This window comes from Microbacterium sp. bgisy207 (genome assembly GCF_057706855.1).
Map to the genome: position 1 here is coordinate 49,542 of NZ_JBYIPB010000016.1, position 17,740 is coordinate 67,281.

Below are 17,740 nucleotides of genomic sequence, written 5' to 3' on the forward strand. Positions count from 1 at the left end.
ACGGCGACTACGACGTCGGCGGCAGAATCTGGCCGATCGGCTCGCGCTTCTCGGCCTGGAACCGGTCCTCCGTGCGCCCTCGAGCCCAATACCCCGACAGCGACACCTGCCCCCGCTCGAGGCCCTTCTCCTCGAAGAACACGCGCCGCAGCTCTTTCATGGCTTCGCGCTCCCCGTGAGCGAAGACATGCACACGCCCCTCGCGCCACTCGATTCCCCGGACGGCGTCGGCCAGGACCGACGTGGCGTGATCCGGGTTGGTGACCCACGCGAGCTCGACACCGGCGGGGCGCGCGAGGTCGACGATCGCGTCCTCGGCGTCCACCTCGATGACGGCGGTTCCCTGAGCGTCGGGCGCGAGCGCCTCGAGTGCCGCGCCGATGGCAGGCACCGCTGACAGGTCGCCCGCAAAGAGATGCCACTCAGCACCCGGATCGGGGGAGTAACCGCCGCCGGGACCCATGAGGCTTATCGTCGCCCCCGGTCGGACGCTTGCCGCCCACGGGCCGGCGAGGCCCTCGTCGCCGTGGATGACGAAGTCGATGTCGATCGCCTGTGCGTCGTGGTCGACACGGCGAACGGTGTAGGTGCGCGTGACCGGCGCAGCGCCGGGTTCGGGGGCAGGGAACCTGAGCTTGACGTACTTGTCGGTCTCGGGCCGGTCCTGGAACTGGGAGAAACCTGCTCCGCCCAGGCGCACCCGAACGAGCTGGCTATTCAGCCACGTCGCATCGAGGACGGTGAGCTCGATCGTCGGCCGGGGAGCGCGGGAGGTCGTTCGGGAGGAGAGTGCCATCCCCTCCACGGTAGTGCCGCACGCCAACCGCCGGGTCTGGCCAGCGCGACTTCGTGGCTGGCTCAGTCCCAGTTCACTCCGCACTCGCGGCAGAGAAAGACAACGGCATCCTGCACATCGACCTCGGCGCGGCGCTCGAACTCAACCGCGAACCACGCCACGTCGTCGACACGCACCTCGTCGGTGCCGCACAACGGGCAGGTCTCGGTGCCGGCGACCGCCTTGGCGCGGCTGACCGAGACGGATGTGGTGCTCGTCGTGATCGCCATGCCCCGACGCTAGCCCGGGCTGCCGACATGGTGCGCAGCGACGCGCGATCGCTGTCGATCAGCCGGTGTTCTGCAGCCCGGCGGCGACCCCGCTCACCGACAACAGCAGAAGCCGTTGTTGATCGGGGTCAGCGGGGGTATCGGACGCGGCGGCATCGCGGAGCGCCCGCAGCGCTCGCAGCTGCAGCAGCGACAGCGCGTCGACGTAGGGGCTGCGCAGCTTGACGGCGCGCTGGAGCACGGGCTTGTTGGCGAGCACCTCGTCGCCGCCGGTGAGACGGATGACCCAGGAACGCGTCAGCGCCATCTCGTCGAGCACGAGTGCCGCGAGGTCATCACGGTCGCCGAGGGCGAGGTAGCGTCGCGCGATCCGCGGATCCGTCTTGGCAAGGCTCATGCCGACGTTGTCGATCATCGTGCGAAACAGCGGCCACTGCTCGTACGCCTCCCGCAGCAGATCCTCGTCGCCCACGGCGTCCAGCGCGGTGCCGAGCCCGAACCATCCGGCGAGGTTGATGCGCGCCTGGGCCCAGGCGAACACCCAGGGGATCGCCCGGAGATCCGCCAGCGACTCGACGGAGAGCCCGCGCCGGGCCGGCCGGGAGCCGAGCGCCAGAAGACCGATCTCTTCCATGGGCGTGACCTGCGCGAACCACGGCGCGAACCCGGGCGCTTTCACCAGTTCGAAGAACCGTTCGCGCGAGCCGGTGTCGAGAGTTGCCGCGACCTCGGCGAATCGGCGGGCCGCTCCGCTGTTGCGCCGTTCGATCGAGGGGGCGGACGCCAGCAGCACGGCGGCGGCCACCTGATCGATGTGGCGCATGGCGATCTCGGGGTCGCCGTAGCGCGCGAAGATCACTTCGCCCTGTTCCGTGAGCTTGAAGCGGCCATCGACCGAATGCGGCGGCTGAGCGAGGATGGCGGAGTTCGCGGGGCCGCCTCCTCGCCCGAGAGCGCCGCCTCGGCCATGGAAGAGCGTCAGTTCGATCCCTTCCGCTTTCGCCCACGCGGCGATCTCCGCCTGCGCTTCGTACAGCGCCAGGGTCGCAGCCACCGGACCGACGTCCTTCGAGGAGTCCGAGTACCCGAGCATGACCTCGAGGCGGCGACCGGTGCGGGACAGGCGTTCGGCGAACTCCGGATGCTGCACGATCTCGGCGAGGATGCGCGGCGCCGCCTGCAGGTCGGCGAACGTCTCGAACAGCGGGATGACGTCGAGGACCGGCAGTCGCCCGCCGTCGCCCACCGCGTAGCGAGCCAGGCGGTGGACGTTGGCAAGATCATCGGCGGATTGCGTGAAGGAGACGATGTACCGCCCGGCAGCGTTGGGTCCGTAGCGCTCCTGGAGGAAGGCGATCGTGCGGAAGACCTCGAGGACTTCGTCGGCCTGTTCCGACAGTTCGCCGGGTGATCCGGCGCCGGCTGCCGCGTCCAGCTCGGCGAGGACCTTCGCATGCACGGCTGAGTGCTGGCGCACCTCGAGCTCGGCCAGATGGAAACCGTACGTCTCGACCTGCCAGATCAGTTGCTGCAGATGCCCGTAGGCCTGGCGTGCGGCGCCGGCCGCCACGAGGGAGTCCTGCACCGTGCGGAGGTCCGCGAGGAACTCGCTCGGTTCCCGGTACGCCAGGTCCGCGTCGCGCAGCCGCGTCGCGTCGATCTTCCGGGCGAGCATCAGCAGGATGCGGCGGTGCGGCTCGTTCGGGGACCGCTTCGCGATCTCGGTGGCGGCGTCCTCGTCTGCGGCCTTGAGGCGCTTCCACAGCGTCAGCAGCGCCTCCGACGGCGGAGTGGTCTCGGCATCCAGGGTCAGTGTCCGTCCGATGCGCTGGGTCGTGCGCTCCAGGCCGAGCAGAATGTGCTCCGCCGCGATGCCGGCAGCCTTTCGGGTCACGGATGCCGTCACGAACGGGTTCCCGTCGCGGTCGCCGCCCACCCAGGATCCGACGCGCACAAACGGCGTGACCAGGGGCGCGCGGCCGCCCGCGTGCTCGCCCTGGAGCAGGTCATCCACGCGGCGATAGACGGCTGGGACGACCGTGTAGAGCGTCTCGTCGAAGATCGCCATGACCGAGCGGACCTCGTCGACCGGGGAGGGCTTCTCGGGACGCAGGGGCGCCGTTCGCCATAGGGTGTCGATCTCCTCCACCATGCGCCGTTCGACGCTCGTCGGGTCGTTGCCGTCGCGCAAGCGGTCGTCGTGCTCCTGGAGCAAGCCCGCGAGTCGGCGGATGCTCGAGGAGACCGCGCGGCGGCGGGCCTCGGTCGGATGCGCCGTGAAGACCGGGTGGAATCGCAGCGCCTGGAGGCGGTTGAGTGCCGCGTCCTCACCGATCTCGTCGGCGAGCCTCGAATACGCGGCTTCAATCGAGTCGGCAGCGCCCTCGCTGTCCGGGCGTCCGTCCCGTTCCCTCACGATCCGCACCCGCTGGTGCTCTTCCACGAGGTTCACCAGGTGGAAGTAGGCGGTGAATGCCCGCGCGACTTCGTGCGCGCGGTCGATCGAGAACGACTCTGCCACCTCGGTCGCGTGGGCGAAGGCCTCCGGCGTCTCATCCGTGTAGGCCTGGATCGTCGCAAGGCGCAGGCGTTCGACGTCCTCGAACAGGCCCGGGGACCCGCTTTCGCGCAAGACCTCGCCAAGAAGCGAGCCGAGCAGACGCACGTCCCCACGCATCTGCTCGGGGATTTCCTGACCCGCCTCGTATCGGCCGACGAGATCGATGGCTTCGGTCCGGGTCAGTTCGTGCATGGACTCCACCGTATCGCCAGGGTGTTTCGTCGAGGTCACGCGCAGCGGGGTAGGACATGCGCGGTCGCCTTCCCGCCGGGCGTCGTCGCGGCGGGCCGGTAGGATGGGGGTCTGGAGAGCCGGGAAGTCTGGTCGGCATCGGCTGCCGCATCCCCCGAAAGGACTCCATGTCGCTGCTTCGTTCTGCGCGTTTTCCCGCCATCATGCTCCTCGCGGCCGCGGCCGCGGGACTCATCGTCGCGAACTCCCCGATCGGCCACAGTGTGCAGGATCTCCAGCACGCCTACGTCGGCATCCCCGGCGTCTTCGAGCTCTCTGTCGGGCACTGGATCGCCGACGGCCTCCTCGCGCTGTTCTTCTTCGTCGTCGCCGTCGAGCTGCAGTTCGAGCTGACGAACGGGCAGCTCAACTCTGCCCGCAAGGCCCTCCAGCCGGCCATCGCCGCGGCAGGCGGGGTGATCGTCCCGATCGCGGTGTATCTCGGCTTCGCGTGGGGGACCGCGTCCGCTGACGGATGGCCGATTCCGACCGCGACCGACATCGCCTTCGCTCTGGGCGTGCTCGCGGTATTCGGTCGCGGCCTGCCGTCGGGGGTGCGGATCTTCCTGCTCGCGCTCGCGATCCTCGACGACATCGTCGGCATCATCTTCATCGCGGTGCTGTTCACCGACGGTGTCAACATCGGTCTGCTCGCGGCCGCCGCGGTCGCCGTCGTGTTGTTCGGGTACCTGAGTCGAAAGCTCGACAGCCGTGCGCGCGGCGCGATTCTCGCGATCCTCGTCGTGCTGGCACTGACGACGTGGGTTCTTGTCTACCTGTCGGGCGTGCACGCGACGATCGCGGGCGTTGCTCTGGGGCTCGCGATGGCCCAGCAGCCGGCGCTGCATGCACGGCATGCGATGGAGCCGTGGGTCAATGTCATCGTGCTGCCCCTGTTCGCGTTCTCCTCCGCTCTCGTGGTCATCCCGGCGGTGTCCTTCGACGAACTCACGCCCGCGTTCTTCGGCATCCTCGTCGCGCTTCCCGTCGGCAAGATCGTGGGCATCGCCCTGTTCGGATGGATTTCGCAGCGCATCGCGCACGATCCTGCGATGCCGCGACTGCCCCTTGCCGATCTGCTCGCCGCCGGTGCGCTCGGCGGCATCGGCTTCACGGTCTCGCTGTTGCTGTCCGAGCTCGCGTTCGAGGGCAACGATCTGCTCACCGACGAGGCCGTCCTCGGTGTGCTCTCGGGCTCTCTCATCTCCGTCGTCATCGCGGGCGTCCTGGTGTCGATGCGGGCGCGCCGCTATCGGGGCCGGGCAAGCGCCGTCAGCGCGACCGGCGAGGCTACGGCGTCATGACCGACCACGCCGAACCCGTCGCTGCGGACCCGCTTCGGCGTGCCGCCGACACCATGAAGGCCGTGCGCGACACCTGCGTGTGGAGTCAGCAGATCGACCACCGGGCGCTTGTGCCGTACCTCGTCGAGGAGAGCGCCGAGCTCATCGACGCCGTCGAGGTCGGGACGCGAGCGGATCTGCGCGAGGAGCTCGGCGACCTGCTCTGGCAGGTGCTGTTCCACGCCGAGATCGCTTCTCGCGACACCGATGATCCGTTCGACATCGATGACGTCGCGCGTACCCTCACCGACAAGATGGTGCGGCGGCATCCGCACGTGTTCGGGGAGGAGACTGCTCGTACGCCGGAGGACGTCCTTGTGCTCTGGAATGCGGCGAAGGCCGCCGAGAAGCGCTCGCGCACCAGCGTCCTCGATGGCGTGAGCGAACGAATGCCGACTCTCGCGCTCGCTCAGAAGCTGCTCGGCAAGGCCGACAGTGTGGGGTTGCGCACGCCGACCGACGCGGAGACAGTCGGGACCGTTCCGCCGGCTTCCGAGGAAGAGCTCGGCGAGGCCCTGCTGCGTCTGGTCGTGATCTCCAGGGCCCGTGGGTGGGATGCCGAACGTGCCCTGCGCGGGCGACTGCGGTCCCTCCAGCGCGAGATCCGAGAGGCCGAGACGGCGCCTGCTGACCTGGAAGAATAGGCCGGTGCCTCCTGTCAATCCGCCGCGCGGCATGCGCGACTTCCTCCCCGCCGACAAGGCCCGACGCGAGCGTGTGCTCGCCATCATCCGCGAGCGTTATCGCGCGCACGGGTTCGATGAGATCGAGACGCCCGTTGTGGAGGACTATGAACGCCTGCATGCCGGGATCGGCGGTGACAACGAGAAGCTCGCGTACAACGTTCTGCGCCGCGGGCTGGACGCTGACGGCATCCGTGCCGCTGCGGATGACCCCGCGGCGCTGTCTGACCTCGGCCTGCGCTACGACCTGACCGTGCCGCTCGCGCGCTTCTACGCCAGCCACCGATCTGAGCTGCCGGCGGTGTTTCGCGCCGTGCAGATCGCGCCGGTCTGGCGCGCCGAGCGCCCTCAGAAGGGTCGCTACCGGCAGTTCGTGCAGTGCGACATCGACATCATCGGCGATGCGTCGGCGCGCGCCGAGGCCGAGTTGATCACAGCGACCCTGGACACTCTCGATGCGCTCGGGCTGGAGGGCGGCGTGATGCGCATCAACGACCGTCGCCTGCTGGATGCGATGCTCGAGCACTTCGGCTTCCCCGAGGCCGAGCGAGCCGGCATCCTCATCACGATCGACAAGCTCGACAAGATCGGGGCGGACGGCGTGACAGCCGAGCTTCGCGAGCGCTCATCCACGCCCGCCGCGGTCGACGTGTTCGCCGAGTTCCTCTCGCGCGAGAAGGGGTCGGTCAGCGGGTTCGGCGAGCAGCAGATCCGCGACGCCCTTCCCGCGGGCCTGCACAGCGAGGCGATTGATGCGCTGGCCGCGATCGGCGGGGCGGTTGCCGGTGCTCGCGGCGACGCCGCGCCGCTCGTGTTCGATCCCTTCCTCGTGCGCGGCATGGGCTATTACACCGGCACGATCTTCGAGATCGCACACCCGCTGGTCTCCTACTCCCTGGGCGGCGGCGGTCGCTACGACGGCATGATCGGTCGCTTCCTGGGTGAGGAGGTGCCCGCGGTTGGCTTCTCGATTGGATTCGAACGCATTGTCGATCTCGTTGCCGACCTTGCGGACGCCGAACAGTCAGCCGTTGTGCTCGTGCACGACAGGGACGTGCCCGTCGCGGAGCTTGTCGCGATCAAGGCGCAACTGATTGCGCGCGGCGACCGCGTTCGGCTCGAGCAGCGACCGAAGAACCTCAAGCCTCTGCTCGAACGCGCTGTCGCCGACGGGTACACGCAGTTCGCCACGGTTCGTGCGGGGGCGACGGTGCAGTCGCTCGAACTGCGACCTCTGCGATAGCGGGACCAGGCGTTCACCCTGCCGTCACGATCGATTCAGATCGGCCGGGTCCAATCGGGCTATGGGTCGGAGGATGACGGGAGCGTTGGTGCTCGGCTCCGCGATCGGCGTCCTGGCGACCGCGATGCTCGCGGTCCGCGCGGTACTGGATAGGCAGGCGGCGCAGGCGCGACGCCTTATCGGAAAGCCCCTCGGCGAAGACGCAATCGAAGCCGACCGCGTCTGGCGGCGCAAGCTCGGCGGCGAGCCCCTCGACCTGCTGATCCTGGGCGACTCCATCGCGGCAGGGCTCGGGGCGCAGCGGCGCAAAGAAACCTTGGGTGCCCGCATCGCCATTGGTCTGGCCAAGAAGGCGAAGCGCCCGGTGCGATTGCGTACGGCGGCCGTCGTGGGATCGGAGTCCTCGGGCCTCGGCCTCCAGCTCGACGACCTGTCGCACGACTACCGCCCCGATGTCGCCGTGATCGTCGTCGGGGGCAACGACATCACCCACCGTATCCCGGTGTCGACGGCGGTGCATCATCTCGTGGCCGCGATCATCCGCCTGCGGGCGCGGGGCGCGCAGGTGGTCGTGGGCACGTGCCCAGACCTGGGCGCACTGCGCCCGGTTCCCCAGCCGCTGCGTTCGCTCGGTTCGCGCATGTCGAGGCAGCTGGCGGAGGCGCAGTCGGACGCCGCGGTTGCCGCGGGGGCCTATGCCGTCTCGCTGCGGCATGCCGTCGGTCCCTTCTTCATCTCGCAACCCGACGAGATGTTCAGCCTGGACCGGTTCCACCCGAGTCCGCTCGGCTACCGCCGCACCGCGGAGGCGCTCCTGCCCGCGGTTGCCGGCGCGCTCGGGTTCGGGCGCACGAGCGCGGCGACCAGGCACCCGCTCCCGGAACGTGACGTCGCTGCCGCGCAGGAGGCGTAGCGCCCAGGGTCGCGGCGACCATCGTTTGTAGTACTTGTTATATGTGAAGTAGAATACTTTGCATGCTCATCCGGATTGATCCGTCCCGCGATGCTCCCCTCTGGGAGCAGGTCGCCGCGTCAGTGCGGGCGGGCATTGCCACCGGCCGCATCCATGCCGGGGAGCGGTTGCCTGCCGCCCGGGAGATCGCGGCCTCCCTCGACCTCAATCTCCATACTGTGCTTCACGCGTACCAAGTGCTGCGCGACGAAGGCCTCGTCGACATGCGCCGCGGCCGAGGGGCAGTCGTGACCGATGCCGCACACGCCCTGCAGCAGCTGCGTGGTGAGGTGGCGGCGCTCGTCGCCCGCGCCCGCAGCCTCGGGCTTGCGCCCACCGTGTTGGCGTCGCTGTTGGCCGAGATCGATCCGCCCCCTCTCGAGCCTCCCGCGTCCCCCGCCCCTCGTTCGCTCCCTCAGGAAGATCTGACATGACCGTCTCCTCGCCCGCGTTCGCCCGCGCCCGCCGCGCCTACCTGTGGATCGGCGTCGCGGTGCCACTCCTGCTCACCATCGCCGCCGTGACAGTGCAACTGATCGTGCTACCGAACGTGCCTGACCCGGTCGCCGTCCATTGGACCGCGTCGGGTGGTCCGGATGGCTTCGCTGCGCCAGGCCTCGTCCCCGCGCTGAGCAGCGCCTTCGGGGTGGGGGTTACGGCGCTGCTGGCGATGTTCGTCCTCCTCGGTTCGCGCGAAGGTGAGTGGGGGCCGACCATGCGCTTCCTGGGTGCGATCGCGCCCGCGCTGGTTGGCGGCCTCCTTGTGGCTGTCACGTGGTCGTTCACCGCTCAAGCGGGACGTGCCTCGGCCGCGGATGCCGGGTCTGTCGTACCGGCGATGATCGGTGCAGGTGTCGTGGCGGTCATCCTCGGAGTCGGTGCATGGTACGGGCAGCCTCGGGTTGTGCTCAGCGGCGGGACGGCGGCAGCCTCCGCACAGGTCGCGATCACCCCGCTCGCTCCCGGGGAGCGGGTGATGTGGGTCCGAACGGCGGCACTGGGTCGGGCGACGATCACGGCGCTCGTCGGAGGTGCGCTCGTGCTGTTCGCTGCGGCCGGGTACACCGCGGCCACGGGCGGCGCGATCTGGCCCATCCTGCTTACCGTCGCGCTCGTCGTGACCGTCGCCATCCTCGCCACCGCGATCTTCCGGGTGCGAGTCGATGACAAGGGTCTGCAGGTCACGAGCCTGCTGGGCTTCCCGCGGTTCCGTGTGCCGCTGTCGGCGGTGACGGCGGTTCGCATCGTCAGCGTGAACCCCGTGGCGGACTTCGGTGGGTGGGGGGTCCGCAAAGGACTCGACGGACGCACCGGCGTCGTGCTGCGACGCGGCGAGGCGCTCGAGGTCTCGCGCACGGGTGCGAGCACGTTCGTTGTGACCGTGGATGACGCGGCGACCGCCGCCGGCGTCCTGGAGGCTCTCCGCGCTCGCGCCGTTGCGGGAGGCCGCTCATGAGTGCCCGGCTACCCGTCGTCCCGATCCTCGTCTTCGTCGCGGTGGCCTTCGGGCTCGCGTGGCTCGTCGTCCTGCCACTGTGGCGCGAACCGGCGGGCATCGCGTCACCGCTGGCAACCCTCCTGCTTCCCGCGATGATGCTCACTCCAGCGATCGCGACGCTCGTCGTCGTGATCCTGCTCCGCTCACCCCGGCAGGACCGCCGAGCCTTCCTCGGGCTGTGGCCCCTCGGCCCGGTTCGTCGGTGGCTGGGTTATCTGGCTTTCGCGCTCGTCGTTCCCATCGTGATCGTCGTGGCGGCGGTGTTCATCTCGTCTGCGTTCGGATGGGTGCGCCTCGACCTCGTGAACCTCTCGGGCCTCCACGAGCAGCTCACGGCTGCCGTGCCCGATGGCACCGCCCTCCCGCCGCTGCAGATGCTCCTTGTGCTGCAACTCGTCCAGATCCCGCTCGGCGCCGTGATCAACAGCGTGTTCGCCGCGGGGGAGGAGATCGGATGGCGCGGATGGCTGCAGCCGGCGCTCATGCCGCTGGGCACCTGGCCTGCGCTCGTCATCACCGGGATCGTGTGTGGGCTCTGGCACAGCCCGGTGATCCTGCTCGGCTACAACTTCGGCCGCCCCGATCTGAGCGGCGTGCTCTTCATGATCGGCGGATGCGTCATGTGGGGGCTGCTGCTCGGTTGGCTGCGACTGCGCTCGGACTCGGTGTGGCCCGCCGTGCTCGCCCACGGGTCGCTGAACGCGGCAGGCGGCGTCGTCTTTCTTGTCGCGGCAGCCGGAGCACGGCCGGATCTTGCTGTCGTGGGCCCCCTCGGCGCGGTCACCTGGGTCCTGCTGGCGATCGTGATCGCCGTGCTCGCTGCCTCGGGACGGTTCACGGCACCCGTTGGTGAGCGTGGTTGACCCGTGCGCGCACGCGCGCTTGGCTGAGCGCATGACCGAGGACACGACAGAGCTCACTCCCGACGCCTGGACTCGCGTCGACCGGTACCTGACTGACGCTCTCGTCGGCGATCAGCCGGCGCTCGAGGCGGCCATCACGGCCCAGAGCGCCGCAGGACTGCCGGCGATCGAGGTCGCGCCGCTCAACGGCAAATTCCTGCACCTGTTGGCCCGCATCGCCGGAGCGCGCCGGGTGCTTGAGATCGGCACGCTCGGGGGGTACTCGACGATATGGCTTGCCCGTGCTCTGCCCCAGGATGGCCGGGTCGTCACGATCGAGGCCGAGGCCGACAATGCGGCGATCGCGCGGAGCAGCCTCGAGCGGGCGGGGGTCGCTGAACGGGTCGAGGTCCGCATCGGGCGTGCGGCGGAGATCCTGCCGACCCTGGCAGGGGAGGAGGCCTTCGACTTCGTGTTCATCGACGCCGACAAGGAATCGAACACTCTCTACCTGGATTGGGCTGCCCGGCTCGGACGCCCGGGGACTGTCGTGGTCGTCGACAACATCGGCCGCGGCGGAGCGGTCGCAGACCCCGGCGCTGTACGTTCCGACGTCGTCGGCACCCAACGCTGCCTCGAGATGCTGCGCGATGATCCGCGCTTCGATGCGACGGCCTTGCAGACCCTCGACCGCAAGGGATGGGACGGGATCGCGCTCGCCGTCGTGTGCTGAGCTTTTCTCCGCCCGAGCGGGCCTGTGGCGCGGCATCCGTCGTCACTAGACTCGGGAGCGGACCGACGACGCTCCGACACACACCCTCCAACACAAGGAGTCCTTTCGTGGCATTGATTGAGGCTGTAGGCGCGCGCGAGATTCTCGATTCGCGCGGCAACCCGACCGTCGAGGTGGAAGTCCTCCTCGAAGACGGCACCGTCCAGCGGGCGGCCGTCCCCTCCGGCGCGTCGACCGGCGCGTTCGAGGCGTATGAACTTCGCGACGGCGACAAGAGCCGGTACGGCGGCAAGGGCGTGCTCAAGGCCGTCGAGGCCGTCATCGACGAGCTGGGCCCCGCGCTAGAGGGCGTCGAGGCGAGCGAGCAGCGCATTGTCGACGAGATCCTCATCGAGACCGACGGCACCGACAACAAGTCCCGCTGCGGTGCGAACGCGATCCTCGGCGTGAGCCTCGCGGTGGCCAAGGCCGCAGCCGACAGCGCCGACCTGCCGCTGTTCCGGTACCTGGGCGGCCCGAACGCGCACATCCTGCCCGTTCCCCTCTTCAACGTCATCAACGGCGGCGAGCACGCCGACAACGGCATCGACTTCCAGGAGTTCTTCCTCGCCCCCATCGGGGCAGAGACGTACGCCGAGTCGCTGCGCTGGGGCACCGAGACCTACCACGTCCTCAAGGGCGAGCTGAAGGCCGCGGGCTTTGCGACCGGCCTCGGCGACGAGGGCGGCTTCGCCCCCGACCTGCCCAGCAACCGCGAAGGCCTGGACTTCCTCATGAAGGCGATCGAGAAGGCGGGCTTCACGCCCGGCACCGACATCGCCGTCGGCCTGGATGTCGCGGCCACCGAGTTCTTCTCCGACGGCGTGTACACCGTCGAGGGCAAGCCGTGGACGGCAGCCGAGCTCACCGACTACTTCGCCGACCTCGTCGCGAACTACCCGATCGTCACGATCGAGGACGCGCTCGCCGAGGATGACTGGGACGCCTGGAAGTCGCTCACCGAGGCGATCGGCTCGAAGGTGCAGCTGGTCGGCGACGACCTGTTCGTCACCAACCCGAGCCGCCTGCAGCGAGGCATCGACCTGGGTGTTGCCAACGCGCTGCTGGTGAAGGTCAACCAGATCGGCACGCTGTCGGAGACCCTGGATGCCGTGGCTCTTGCCACCTCGAACGGCTACCGCTCGATGCTCTCGCACCGCTCCGGCGAGACCGAGGACACGACGATCGCCGATCTCGCGGTCGCCGTGAACTGCGGTCAGATCAAGACCGGTGCGCCTGCCCGCAGCGAGCGCGTCGCGAAATACAATCAGCTTCTGCGCATCGAAGAAGAGCTCGGCGACGCGGCGGTCTTCGCCGGACGCGGAGCCTTCCCGCGCTTCAAGGGCTGATCGACCCGAAGAGGTCTGACGAGAGGGGAGCCGAGATGACGCATCCGGCTCCCCGTTCTCGTTCTCCGCGCCGGGTCGATGTGCGCGCGTGGCTCGGCGGCATCCGGCTCTCGGGCTTCATGGTCATCATGCTGGGCCTTGTCGTCCTCGCCGCCTTCGTGCTGGTTCCCACGCTCGGCACCTACCTCGAACAGCGGCAGCGGATCGCCGCGCTCGAACAGGCCGTCCAGGTCACCGAGGAGGAGATCGCCGCTCTTCAGACGGAGCGAGACCGGTGGCAGGACCCCGCCTACATCACGACGCAGGCTCGCGAGCGGCTGTACTACGTGCGGCCCGGCGAGGTCGTCTACCTGGTCGATGACGACCTCCCTGACTCGGCCAAACCCGCTGAGCAGGAGCCCGTGAGTGATGAGGTCGTTCAGACCGCGACGGACTGGATGTCGCAACTGGTCCGGTCGGTGACTGCCGCGGGCCTCGCCAAGACCGCCGCGATCCCCCTCATCGGGGTCCCCGATCCCACACCCCTGCCGTCAGAGCCGACCGCGACGCCCTGACAGGTTGGGTAGGTAGCCTGGGGATGTGTCCACACCACCGTTCCCTCCCGTCACCGAGGCAGAACTCGCTGTGCTGCGGACTCAGCTCGGCCGCCCAGCGCGGGGAGTGATCGGGATCGCAGCCCGCTGCGCGTGCGGCAACCCGACGGTTGTCGCCACCGCGCCACGCTTGCCCGATGGCACGCCGTTTCCGACCTTCTACTATCTGACGCACCCGGGTGCCACCGTGGCCATGTCGGTTCTCGAAGCCGACCACACGATGCGCGAGCTGGCCGATCAGCTCGACGCCGACCAGGAGCTGGCGGATGCCTACCGCCACGCCCACGAGAGGTATCTGACCGATCGCGCGGCGTTCGGGGAACCCGACGAGATCGCCGGGATCTCGGCCGGGGGCATGCCCACGCGGGTGAAGTGCCTGCACGCGCTCCTGGCGCATTCCCTCGCCGCCGGACCGGGGGTCAACCCGATCGGCGATCGAGCGCTCGCCCTCTCGACGTGGAGTCCCGATCGTTGCGAGTGCGTCGACCCGGGTGCGGCCCTGCGCGGTGACGGTGACGGTGACGGTGACGGTGCGGAGGGACGCGCATGAGCGTGTCCGGCGGGGCGGGCCGCCGCGTCATCCGGACGGGCATTGCCGCCGTCGCGCTGGCCGGTGTGTTGGCGCTGGCCGGGTTCACCGTCCCGCCCTCGCCGTCGTCATCGCCGTCCGATGCTGATCCGCTGCGCGCCGCCGAGTACTGGCTCGATGATTACGGCATCCGTGACGCGTGGAAGACATCCACCGGTCGGGGCGTGCGGATCGCGGTCATCGACACCGGGATCGGGAAGGGCCCTGCGGAGTTCTCGGGAGTCGTCGGGGGCACCGACCTTTCGGGCCTGGGATCTCCCGATGGCCGCACCCCTGTCGGGGCGCGGGACCCGGACCACGGCAGCTGGGTCGCATCCCTGGCCGCCTCGAGAGGGACAAGTCCAGTCACCGGCATGCTCGGGGTGGCGCCGGAGGCCGAACTGCTGTCGATCTCGGTCGGCTTCGGCGTGTCCGCGTCCGTGCCGTTCACCGAGCAGATCGCGCAGGCGATGTATTGGGCAGTCGACAACGGCGCCGACATCATCAACCTGTCGTTCACGACCAACACGCCCGACTGGGATCGCACCTGGGATGACGCGTTCATGTACGCGTTCGAGCACGATGTCGTCGTGGTCGCCGCCGCCGGCAACCGTGGCAGCGGCACCGCGCTCGTGGGAGCGCCCGCGACGATCCCGGGTGTGCTCGTGGTCGGCGGGGTGGATCCCCAGGGACGCGCAAGTCTGGATGCCTCTACGCAGGGCATCACCATCGCTGTCGCCGCCCCGAGCGAGAACCTCCTCGGAGTGTCGGCCGACGGCACTGTTGTCGAGTGGGATGGGACCAGCGGCGCGGCGCCGATCGTGGCCGGGGTCGCGGCCCTCGTGCGATCGGCCTACCCCGACATGGATGCCGACGATGTGATCAACCGCATCATTCGCACCGCGATCCCACCCGGCGGTGTCAGCGAGCTTCCGGACCCGCTCTACGGTTACGGTCTTGTGGATGCGGAGGCCGCAGTGACGGCATCCGTCCCCGCGGTCAACGAGAACCCGCTGGGCAGTCTCGCCGACTGGATCACGATCTATCGCCGAGCCGACCTGGTGCCCGATCCGGAGCCCACGGTGCCGCCCGCCGCCGTGGAGCCGCTGCCGCCGGTGGAGCAGCAGGCCGCGGGCTCACCGCTTCTGCCGAGTACCGATTCGCTGCTCTACGGGACGCTCCCGCTCGCGGCGGTGACTGTCGCGGCTATACTGGTGGCGCTCGGCGTCACCGCAGCTGTCCGACGCGTCCGATTGGCGTCTCGCGCGCCCCGCCGCTGACCACCCCAGGAGTTCTCCCATCGTGAGCAACACCACGCCCAGGATCCTTATTGTCGGCGGAGGGTATGCCGGCTTCTATACGGCCTGGAAGCTCGAGAAGCATCTCCGCCGCGGCGAAGCAGAGGTGACGATCGTTGATCCGCTCCCATACATGACGTATCAGCCGTTCCTTCCCGAGGTGGCTGCGGGTTCCATCGAGGCCCGTCACTCGGTCGTGTCGCTGCGTCGCCACCTGAAGCGCACGCGCGTGGTCACCGCGAAGATCACCGGTATCGACCACGCCAACAAGGTCGCGACGGTCACGCCGTCGATCGGTGAGCCGTGGCAGGAGGAGTACGACCAGATCGTCGTGACCGCAGGTGCGGTCTCACGGACGTTCCCGATCCCCGGGATCGCCGACAACGCCATCGGGCTCAAGACGATCGAGGAAGCTGTGGCGATCCGCGACAAGCTCTTCTCGAACTTCGACAAGGCAGCGACCCTTCCCCCGGGCCCGGAGCGGGAGCGACTGCTCACCGTCGTCGTGGTCGGTGGTGGGTTCGCCGGTATTGAGGTCTTCGCGGAGCTTCGCTCCATCGCCTCCGCGCTGCTGAAGAAGTACCCCGAGCTGAGCTTCGAGGAAACGCACTTCCACCTCGTCGAGGCGATGGGTCGGATCATGCCCGAGGTGTCGCTGGAGACCAGCAAGTGGGTCATGAAGTCGCTCGGTGAGCGCGGCGCAGCCGTCCACCTCGACACCCAGGTCACCGGAGCTGTCGGTGGCAACGTCGAGCTCTCGACGGGCGAGGTCATCCCGAGCGACCTGATCGTCTGGACCGCCGGTGTCATGGCCAACCCGACCGTTGTGCGTGGCAGCGACCTTCCGGTGGAGGAGCGGGGCCGTATCCGTACCCGTGCCGACCTTCGGGTCGGCAGCGAGGACGAAATCGTCGAGGGCGCCTGGGCTGCGGGTGACGTGGCCGCGGTGCCCGACCTCACGGGTGGTGGGGTCGGCGGATACTGCGTCCCGAACGCGCAGCACGCGGTGCGCCAGGCCAAGCTCATGGCCAAGAACATCACCGCGGTCCTGCGCGGCGAGCTTCCCGTCGAGTACGTGCACAAGAACCTCGGCGCCGTCGCGGGCCTTGGTCTGTACAACGGTGTGTTCCAGTCGGGCAAGCTTGCGCTCAAGGGCTTCATCGCCTGGCTCGCGCACCGCGGCTACCACGGCCTCGCGATGCCGTCGTGGGAGCGCAAGTGGCGCGTCATCTGGGGTTGGTGGAACAACCTCTGGCTCGGGCGCGACATCGTCAACCTCTCGACAGTGCAGCAGCCGAGGTACGTGTTCGAGGAGTTCGCAGCGCGTCCGAAGCCCCCGGCGGCATCGGCGGAGCCCGCCAAGACGCCTGTGGGCACGAAGTCCTGACGCTGCCCGTCGCCGGCGCCCCTGCGGGGTAGCGTGGGATCGCCGACATCGGCGCCCCCGTAGCCCAATGGCAGAGGCAGGCGACTTAAAATCGCTCAAGTGTGGGTTCGAGTCCCACCGGGGGTACACGGCACGGTTCCTGACACGACGCGTCTGGAATGATCGGCGCCATGTACGGGGAACGAGTCGAACGGTGGGAGCGCGCCGTTGAGTGGCCGCTCATGATTGCGGCATGCCTCTTTCTGATTGCCTACGCGATCAAGATCATCTATCGGCCTGTGGGTGTCGTCGACGCGATAGCGGAAGCGACGCTCTGGACAACGTGGGGGCTGTTCGCCGTTGACTACGTGGTTCGCCTGGTGGTTGTGGAGAATCGGTGGAGGTGGTTCTACCGACACCTGATCGATCTCGCCATTGTTGTCCTCCCGATGCTGCGCCCGCTGCGATTGATGAGATTCCTCACGATCATTGCCCTGTTGAATCGAGGCGCCGGCACTCGGCTCCGCGGCAAGGTGGTTGTGTACACCGTCGGTGGCACGGTGCTGCTTATCGTTCTCGCCGGGCTCGCTGTGCTCGATGCCGAGCAGGGGGGTGGTGGCGACATCCAGAATGTCGGTGACGCGGTGTGGTGGGCGTTCGTCACGATTACGACCGTTGGATACGGGGACTACTTCCCGGTGACGCTGACGGGCCGGGTCGTAGCCGTCGGACTCATGATCGGCGGCATTGCGCTGATCGGTGTCGTGACAGCGACGCTGGCATCGTGGATCGTTGAGCGGGTGTCCGATGACACTCAGCGAAAGACCCATGCGACGCAGGCTCAGGTCGAAGAGCTGCGCGACGAGATCCGCGAGCTGAAGTCGATGATCCAGGAACTGCGGTCGGCGGCGTAGGACGTGCCTCAACAGCGCGCTGCGATGTTGCTCTTTTCTGCCGGCTAGGCACGCTACTCGGGCAGACGGCGCGACCACGCGATTTCGCGGTCGAACTGACCCGTCCGGCGAAACAATCGCACCTGTTGCGCGTCGGGCAGCGCCTGACCCAACTGCTCCCGATCGGCAGGCATGAATCCCAAGCCTTGCCAGAACGGTCCCGAGCGGCGGCTGAATAGCCAGGCGCGCTGCGCGCCCTGCTCCGAGGCGTGATGCAAAGCAAATCGCGCCGCTTCCGTGCCTCGGCCACCACACCGCAGCTGCGGGGCGATCGCGACGCTGCGGATGAGCGCGTGAAGACCGTCACTACTCAGCTCATAGCCGGTGCTTGCAACGATTGCGCCGGACTCGTCGCGCTCAATCCAGAGCCGCACGGTCGGCGACTGGAGTCCACTCACGGTCAGATCGACGTGACTCAGGAACG

At 68.6% G+C, this 17,740-nt stretch carries 18 protein-coding genes and 1 tRNA gene; 15 read left to right on the forward strand and 4 right to left on the reverse strand.

From position 1 onward, the window contains the following. Positions 1 to 7: 7 nt before the first annotated feature. From AC3ENO_RS13645 to AC3ENO_RS13655, 3 genes are all read right to left on the reverse strand, one after another. The gene (locus AC3ENO_RS13645; protein ID WP_434971147.1) at positions 8 to 796 is read right to left on the reverse strand and encodes a siderophore-interacting protein; all 789 of its coding nucleotides are present in this window, start codon (positions 794 to 796) and stop codon (positions 8 to 10) included. A gap of 62 nt (positions 797 to 858) precedes the next feature. Then, complete coding sequence (locus AC3ENO_RS13650; protein ID WP_434971148.1) at positions 859 to 1,065, reverse strand: hypothetical protein; 207 nt, start codon at positions 1,063 to 1,065, stop codon at positions 859 to 861. Positions 1,066 to 1,123: 58 nt separating this feature from the next. After that, on the reverse strand, positions 1,124 to 3,817 hold the full coding sequence (locus AC3ENO_RS13655) for a phosphoenolpyruvate carboxylase (protein ID WP_434971149.1): 2,694 nt from the start codon (positions 3,815 to 3,817) through the stop codon (positions 1,124 to 1,126). A gap of 167 nt (positions 3,818 to 3,984) precedes the next feature. Here AC3ENO_RS13655 and AC3ENO_RS13660 point away from each other — a divergent pair, with 167 nt between their 5' ends. From AC3ENO_RS13660 to AC3ENO_RS13730, 15 genes are all read left to right on the forward strand, one after another. Beyond that, positions 3,985 to 5,160 (forward strand): Na+/H+ antiporter NhaA, encoded by a 1,176-nt coding sequence (locus AC3ENO_RS13660; protein WP_434971150.1) that lies wholly within the window; start codon positions 3,985 to 3,987, stop codon positions 5,158 to 5,160. Further along, on the forward strand, positions 5,157 to 5,843 hold the full coding sequence (locus AC3ENO_RS13665) for a nucleoside triphosphate pyrophosphohydrolase (RefSeq protein ID WP_434971151.1): 687 nt from the start codon (positions 5,157 to 5,159) through the stop codon (positions 5,841 to 5,843). The genes AC3ENO_RS13660 and AC3ENO_RS13665 overlap by 4 nt, the downstream gene beginning before the upstream one ends. A gap of 31 nt (positions 5,844 to 5,874) precedes the next feature. Next, positions 5,875 to 7,125 (forward strand): histidine--tRNA ligase, encoded by a 1,251-nt coding sequence (gene hisS / locus AC3ENO_RS13670; RefSeq protein WP_434971166.1) that lies wholly within the window; start codon positions 5,875 to 5,877, stop codon positions 7,123 to 7,125. 73 nt (positions 7,126 to 7,198) lie between these two features. Then, positions 7,199 to 8,038 (forward strand): SGNH/GDSL hydrolase family protein, encoded by an 840-nt coding sequence (locus tag AC3ENO_RS13675; RefSeq protein WP_434971152.1) that lies wholly within the window; start codon positions 7,199 to 7,201, stop codon positions 8,036 to 8,038. A gap of 62 nt (positions 8,039 to 8,100) precedes the next feature. Further along, positions 8,101 to 8,511, forward strand: a complete 411-nt coding sequence (locus tag AC3ENO_RS13680; RefSeq protein ID WP_434971153.1) for a GntR family transcriptional regulator — start codon at positions 8,101 to 8,103, stop codon at positions 8,509 to 8,511. Continuing rightward, positions 8,508 to 9,533 (forward strand): SdpI family protein, encoded by a 1,026-nt coding sequence (locus tag AC3ENO_RS13685; protein ID WP_434971154.1) that lies wholly within the window; start codon positions 8,508 to 8,510, stop codon positions 9,531 to 9,533. Before AC3ENO_RS13680 ends, AC3ENO_RS13685 begins: the two co-directional genes overlap by 4 nt. After that, positions 9,530 to 10,438, forward strand: a complete 909-nt coding sequence (locus AC3ENO_RS13690) for a CPBP family glutamic-type intramembrane protease (RefSeq protein ID WP_434971155.1) — start codon at positions 9,530 to 9,532, stop codon at positions 10,436 to 10,438. The genes AC3ENO_RS13685 and AC3ENO_RS13690 overlap by 4 nt, the downstream gene beginning before the upstream one ends. 31 nt (positions 10,439 to 10,469) lie before the next feature. Next, positions 10,470 to 11,150, forward strand: a complete 681-nt coding sequence (locus tag AC3ENO_RS13695) for an O-methyltransferase (protein WP_434971156.1) — start codon at positions 10,470 to 10,472, stop codon at positions 11,148 to 11,150. Between the two features lie 107 nt (positions 11,151 to 11,257). Next, entirely contained in the window at positions 11,258 to 12,538 is a 1,281-nt protein-coding gene (eno, locus tag AC3ENO_RS13700; RefSeq protein WP_434971157.1) for a phosphopyruvate hydratase, read from the forward strand. A 35-nt stretch (positions 12,539 to 12,573) separates the two neighbouring features. Further along, the gene (locus AC3ENO_RS13705; RefSeq protein WP_434971158.1) at positions 12,574 to 13,092 is read left to right on the forward strand and encodes an FtsB family cell division protein; all 519 of its coding nucleotides are present in this window, start codon (positions 12,574 to 12,576) and stop codon (positions 13,090 to 13,092) included. Between the two features lie 25 nt (positions 13,093 to 13,117). After that, positions 13,118 to 13,681 carry a DUF501 domain-containing protein gene (locus AC3ENO_RS13710; RefSeq protein ID WP_434971159.1) on the forward strand — a complete coding sequence of 188 codons (564 nt, stop codon included), beginning with the start codon at positions 13,118 to 13,120 and terminating at the stop codon, positions 13,679 to 13,681. Continuing rightward, positions 13,678 to 14,979 carry a S8 family serine peptidase gene (locus AC3ENO_RS13715; RefSeq protein WP_434971160.1) on the forward strand — a complete coding sequence of 434 codons (1,302 nt, stop codon included), beginning with the start codon at positions 13,678 to 13,680 and terminating at the stop codon, positions 14,977 to 14,979. The genes AC3ENO_RS13710 and AC3ENO_RS13715 overlap by 4 nt, the downstream gene beginning before the upstream one ends. Before the next feature lie 22 nt (positions 14,980 to 15,001). After that, positions 15,002 to 16,384 (forward strand): NAD(P)/FAD-dependent oxidoreductase, encoded by a 1,383-nt coding sequence (locus AC3ENO_RS13720; RefSeq protein ID WP_434971161.1) that lies wholly within the window; start codon positions 15,002 to 15,004, stop codon positions 16,382 to 16,384. A 53-nt stretch (positions 16,385 to 16,437) separates the two neighbouring features. Beyond that, positions 16,438 to 16,510 (forward strand) — tRNA-Leu (locus tag AC3ENO_RS13725). A gap of 44 nt (positions 16,511 to 16,554) precedes the next feature. Next, entirely contained in the window at positions 16,555 to 17,277 is a 723-nt protein-coding gene (locus tag AC3ENO_RS13730) for an ion channel (RefSeq protein ID WP_434971162.1), read from the forward strand. 53 nt (positions 17,278 to 17,330) lie between these two features. Here the strand turns inward: AC3ENO_RS13730 and AC3ENO_RS13735 are convergent. Then, positions 17,331 to 17,740: GNAT family N-acetyltransferase (locus AC3ENO_RS13735; protein WP_434971163.1), on the reverse strand; the 410-nt coding region annotated here is incomplete at its 5' end.

Excerpts from the sequence above, each read along its gene's own strand:
- AC3ENO_RS13655 (WP_434971149.1), bottom strand. The coding sequence starts at position 3,817 with ATGCACGAACTGACCCGGACCGAAGCCATCGATCTCGTCGGCCGATAC.
- hisS (WP_434971166.1), top strand. The coding sequence starts at position 5,875 with ATGCGCGACTTCCTCCCCGCCGACAAGGCCCGACGCGAGCGTGTGCTC.
- AC3ENO_RS13680 (WP_434971153.1), top strand. The coding sequence starts at position 8,101 with ATGCTCATCCGGATTGATCCGTCCCGCGATGCTCCCCTCTGGGAGCAG.
- AC3ENO_RS13705 (WP_434971158.1), top strand. The coding sequence starts at position 12,574 with ATGACGCATCCGGCTCCCCGTTCTCGTTCTCCGCGCCGGGTCGATGTG.
- AC3ENO_RS13675 (WP_434971152.1), top strand. The coding sequence starts at position 7,199 with ATGACGGGAGCGTTGGTGCTCGGCTCCGCGATCGGCGTCCTGGCGACC.
- AC3ENO_RS13660 (WP_434971150.1), top strand. The coding sequence starts at position 3,985 with ATGTCGCTGCTTCGTTCTGCGCGTTTTCCCGCCATCATGCTCCTCGCG.
- AC3ENO_RS13665 (WP_434971151.1), top strand. The coding sequence starts at position 5,157 with ATGACCGACCACGCCGAACCCGTCGCTGCGGACCCGCTTCGGCGTGCC.
- AC3ENO_RS13730 (WP_434971162.1), top strand. The coding sequence starts at position 16,555 with ATGTACGGGGAACGAGTCGAACGGTGGGAGCGCGCCGTTGAGTGGCCG.
- AC3ENO_RS13715 (WP_434971160.1), top strand. The coding sequence starts at position 13,678 with ATGAGCGTGTCCGGCGGGGCGGGCCGCCGCGTCATCCGGACGGGCATT.
- AC3ENO_RS13695 (WP_434971156.1), top strand. The coding sequence starts at position 10,470 with ATGACCGAGGACACGACAGAGCTCACTCCCGACGCCTGGACTCGCGTC.
- AC3ENO_RS13690 (WP_434971155.1), top strand. The coding sequence starts at position 9,530 with ATGAGTGCCCGGCTACCCGTCGTCCCGATCCTCGTCTTCGTCGCGGTG.
- AC3ENO_RS13645 (WP_434971147.1), bottom strand. The coding sequence starts at position 796 with ATGGCACTCTCCTCCCGAACGACCTCCCGCGCTCCCCGGCCGACGATC.
- AC3ENO_RS13685 (WP_434971154.1), top strand. The coding sequence starts at position 8,508 with ATGACCGTCTCCTCGCCCGCGTTCGCCCGCGCCCGCCGCGCCTACCTG.
- AC3ENO_RS13650 (WP_434971148.1), bottom strand. The coding sequence starts at position 1,065 with ATGGCGATCACGACGAGCACCACATCCGTCTCGGTCAGCCGCGCCAAG.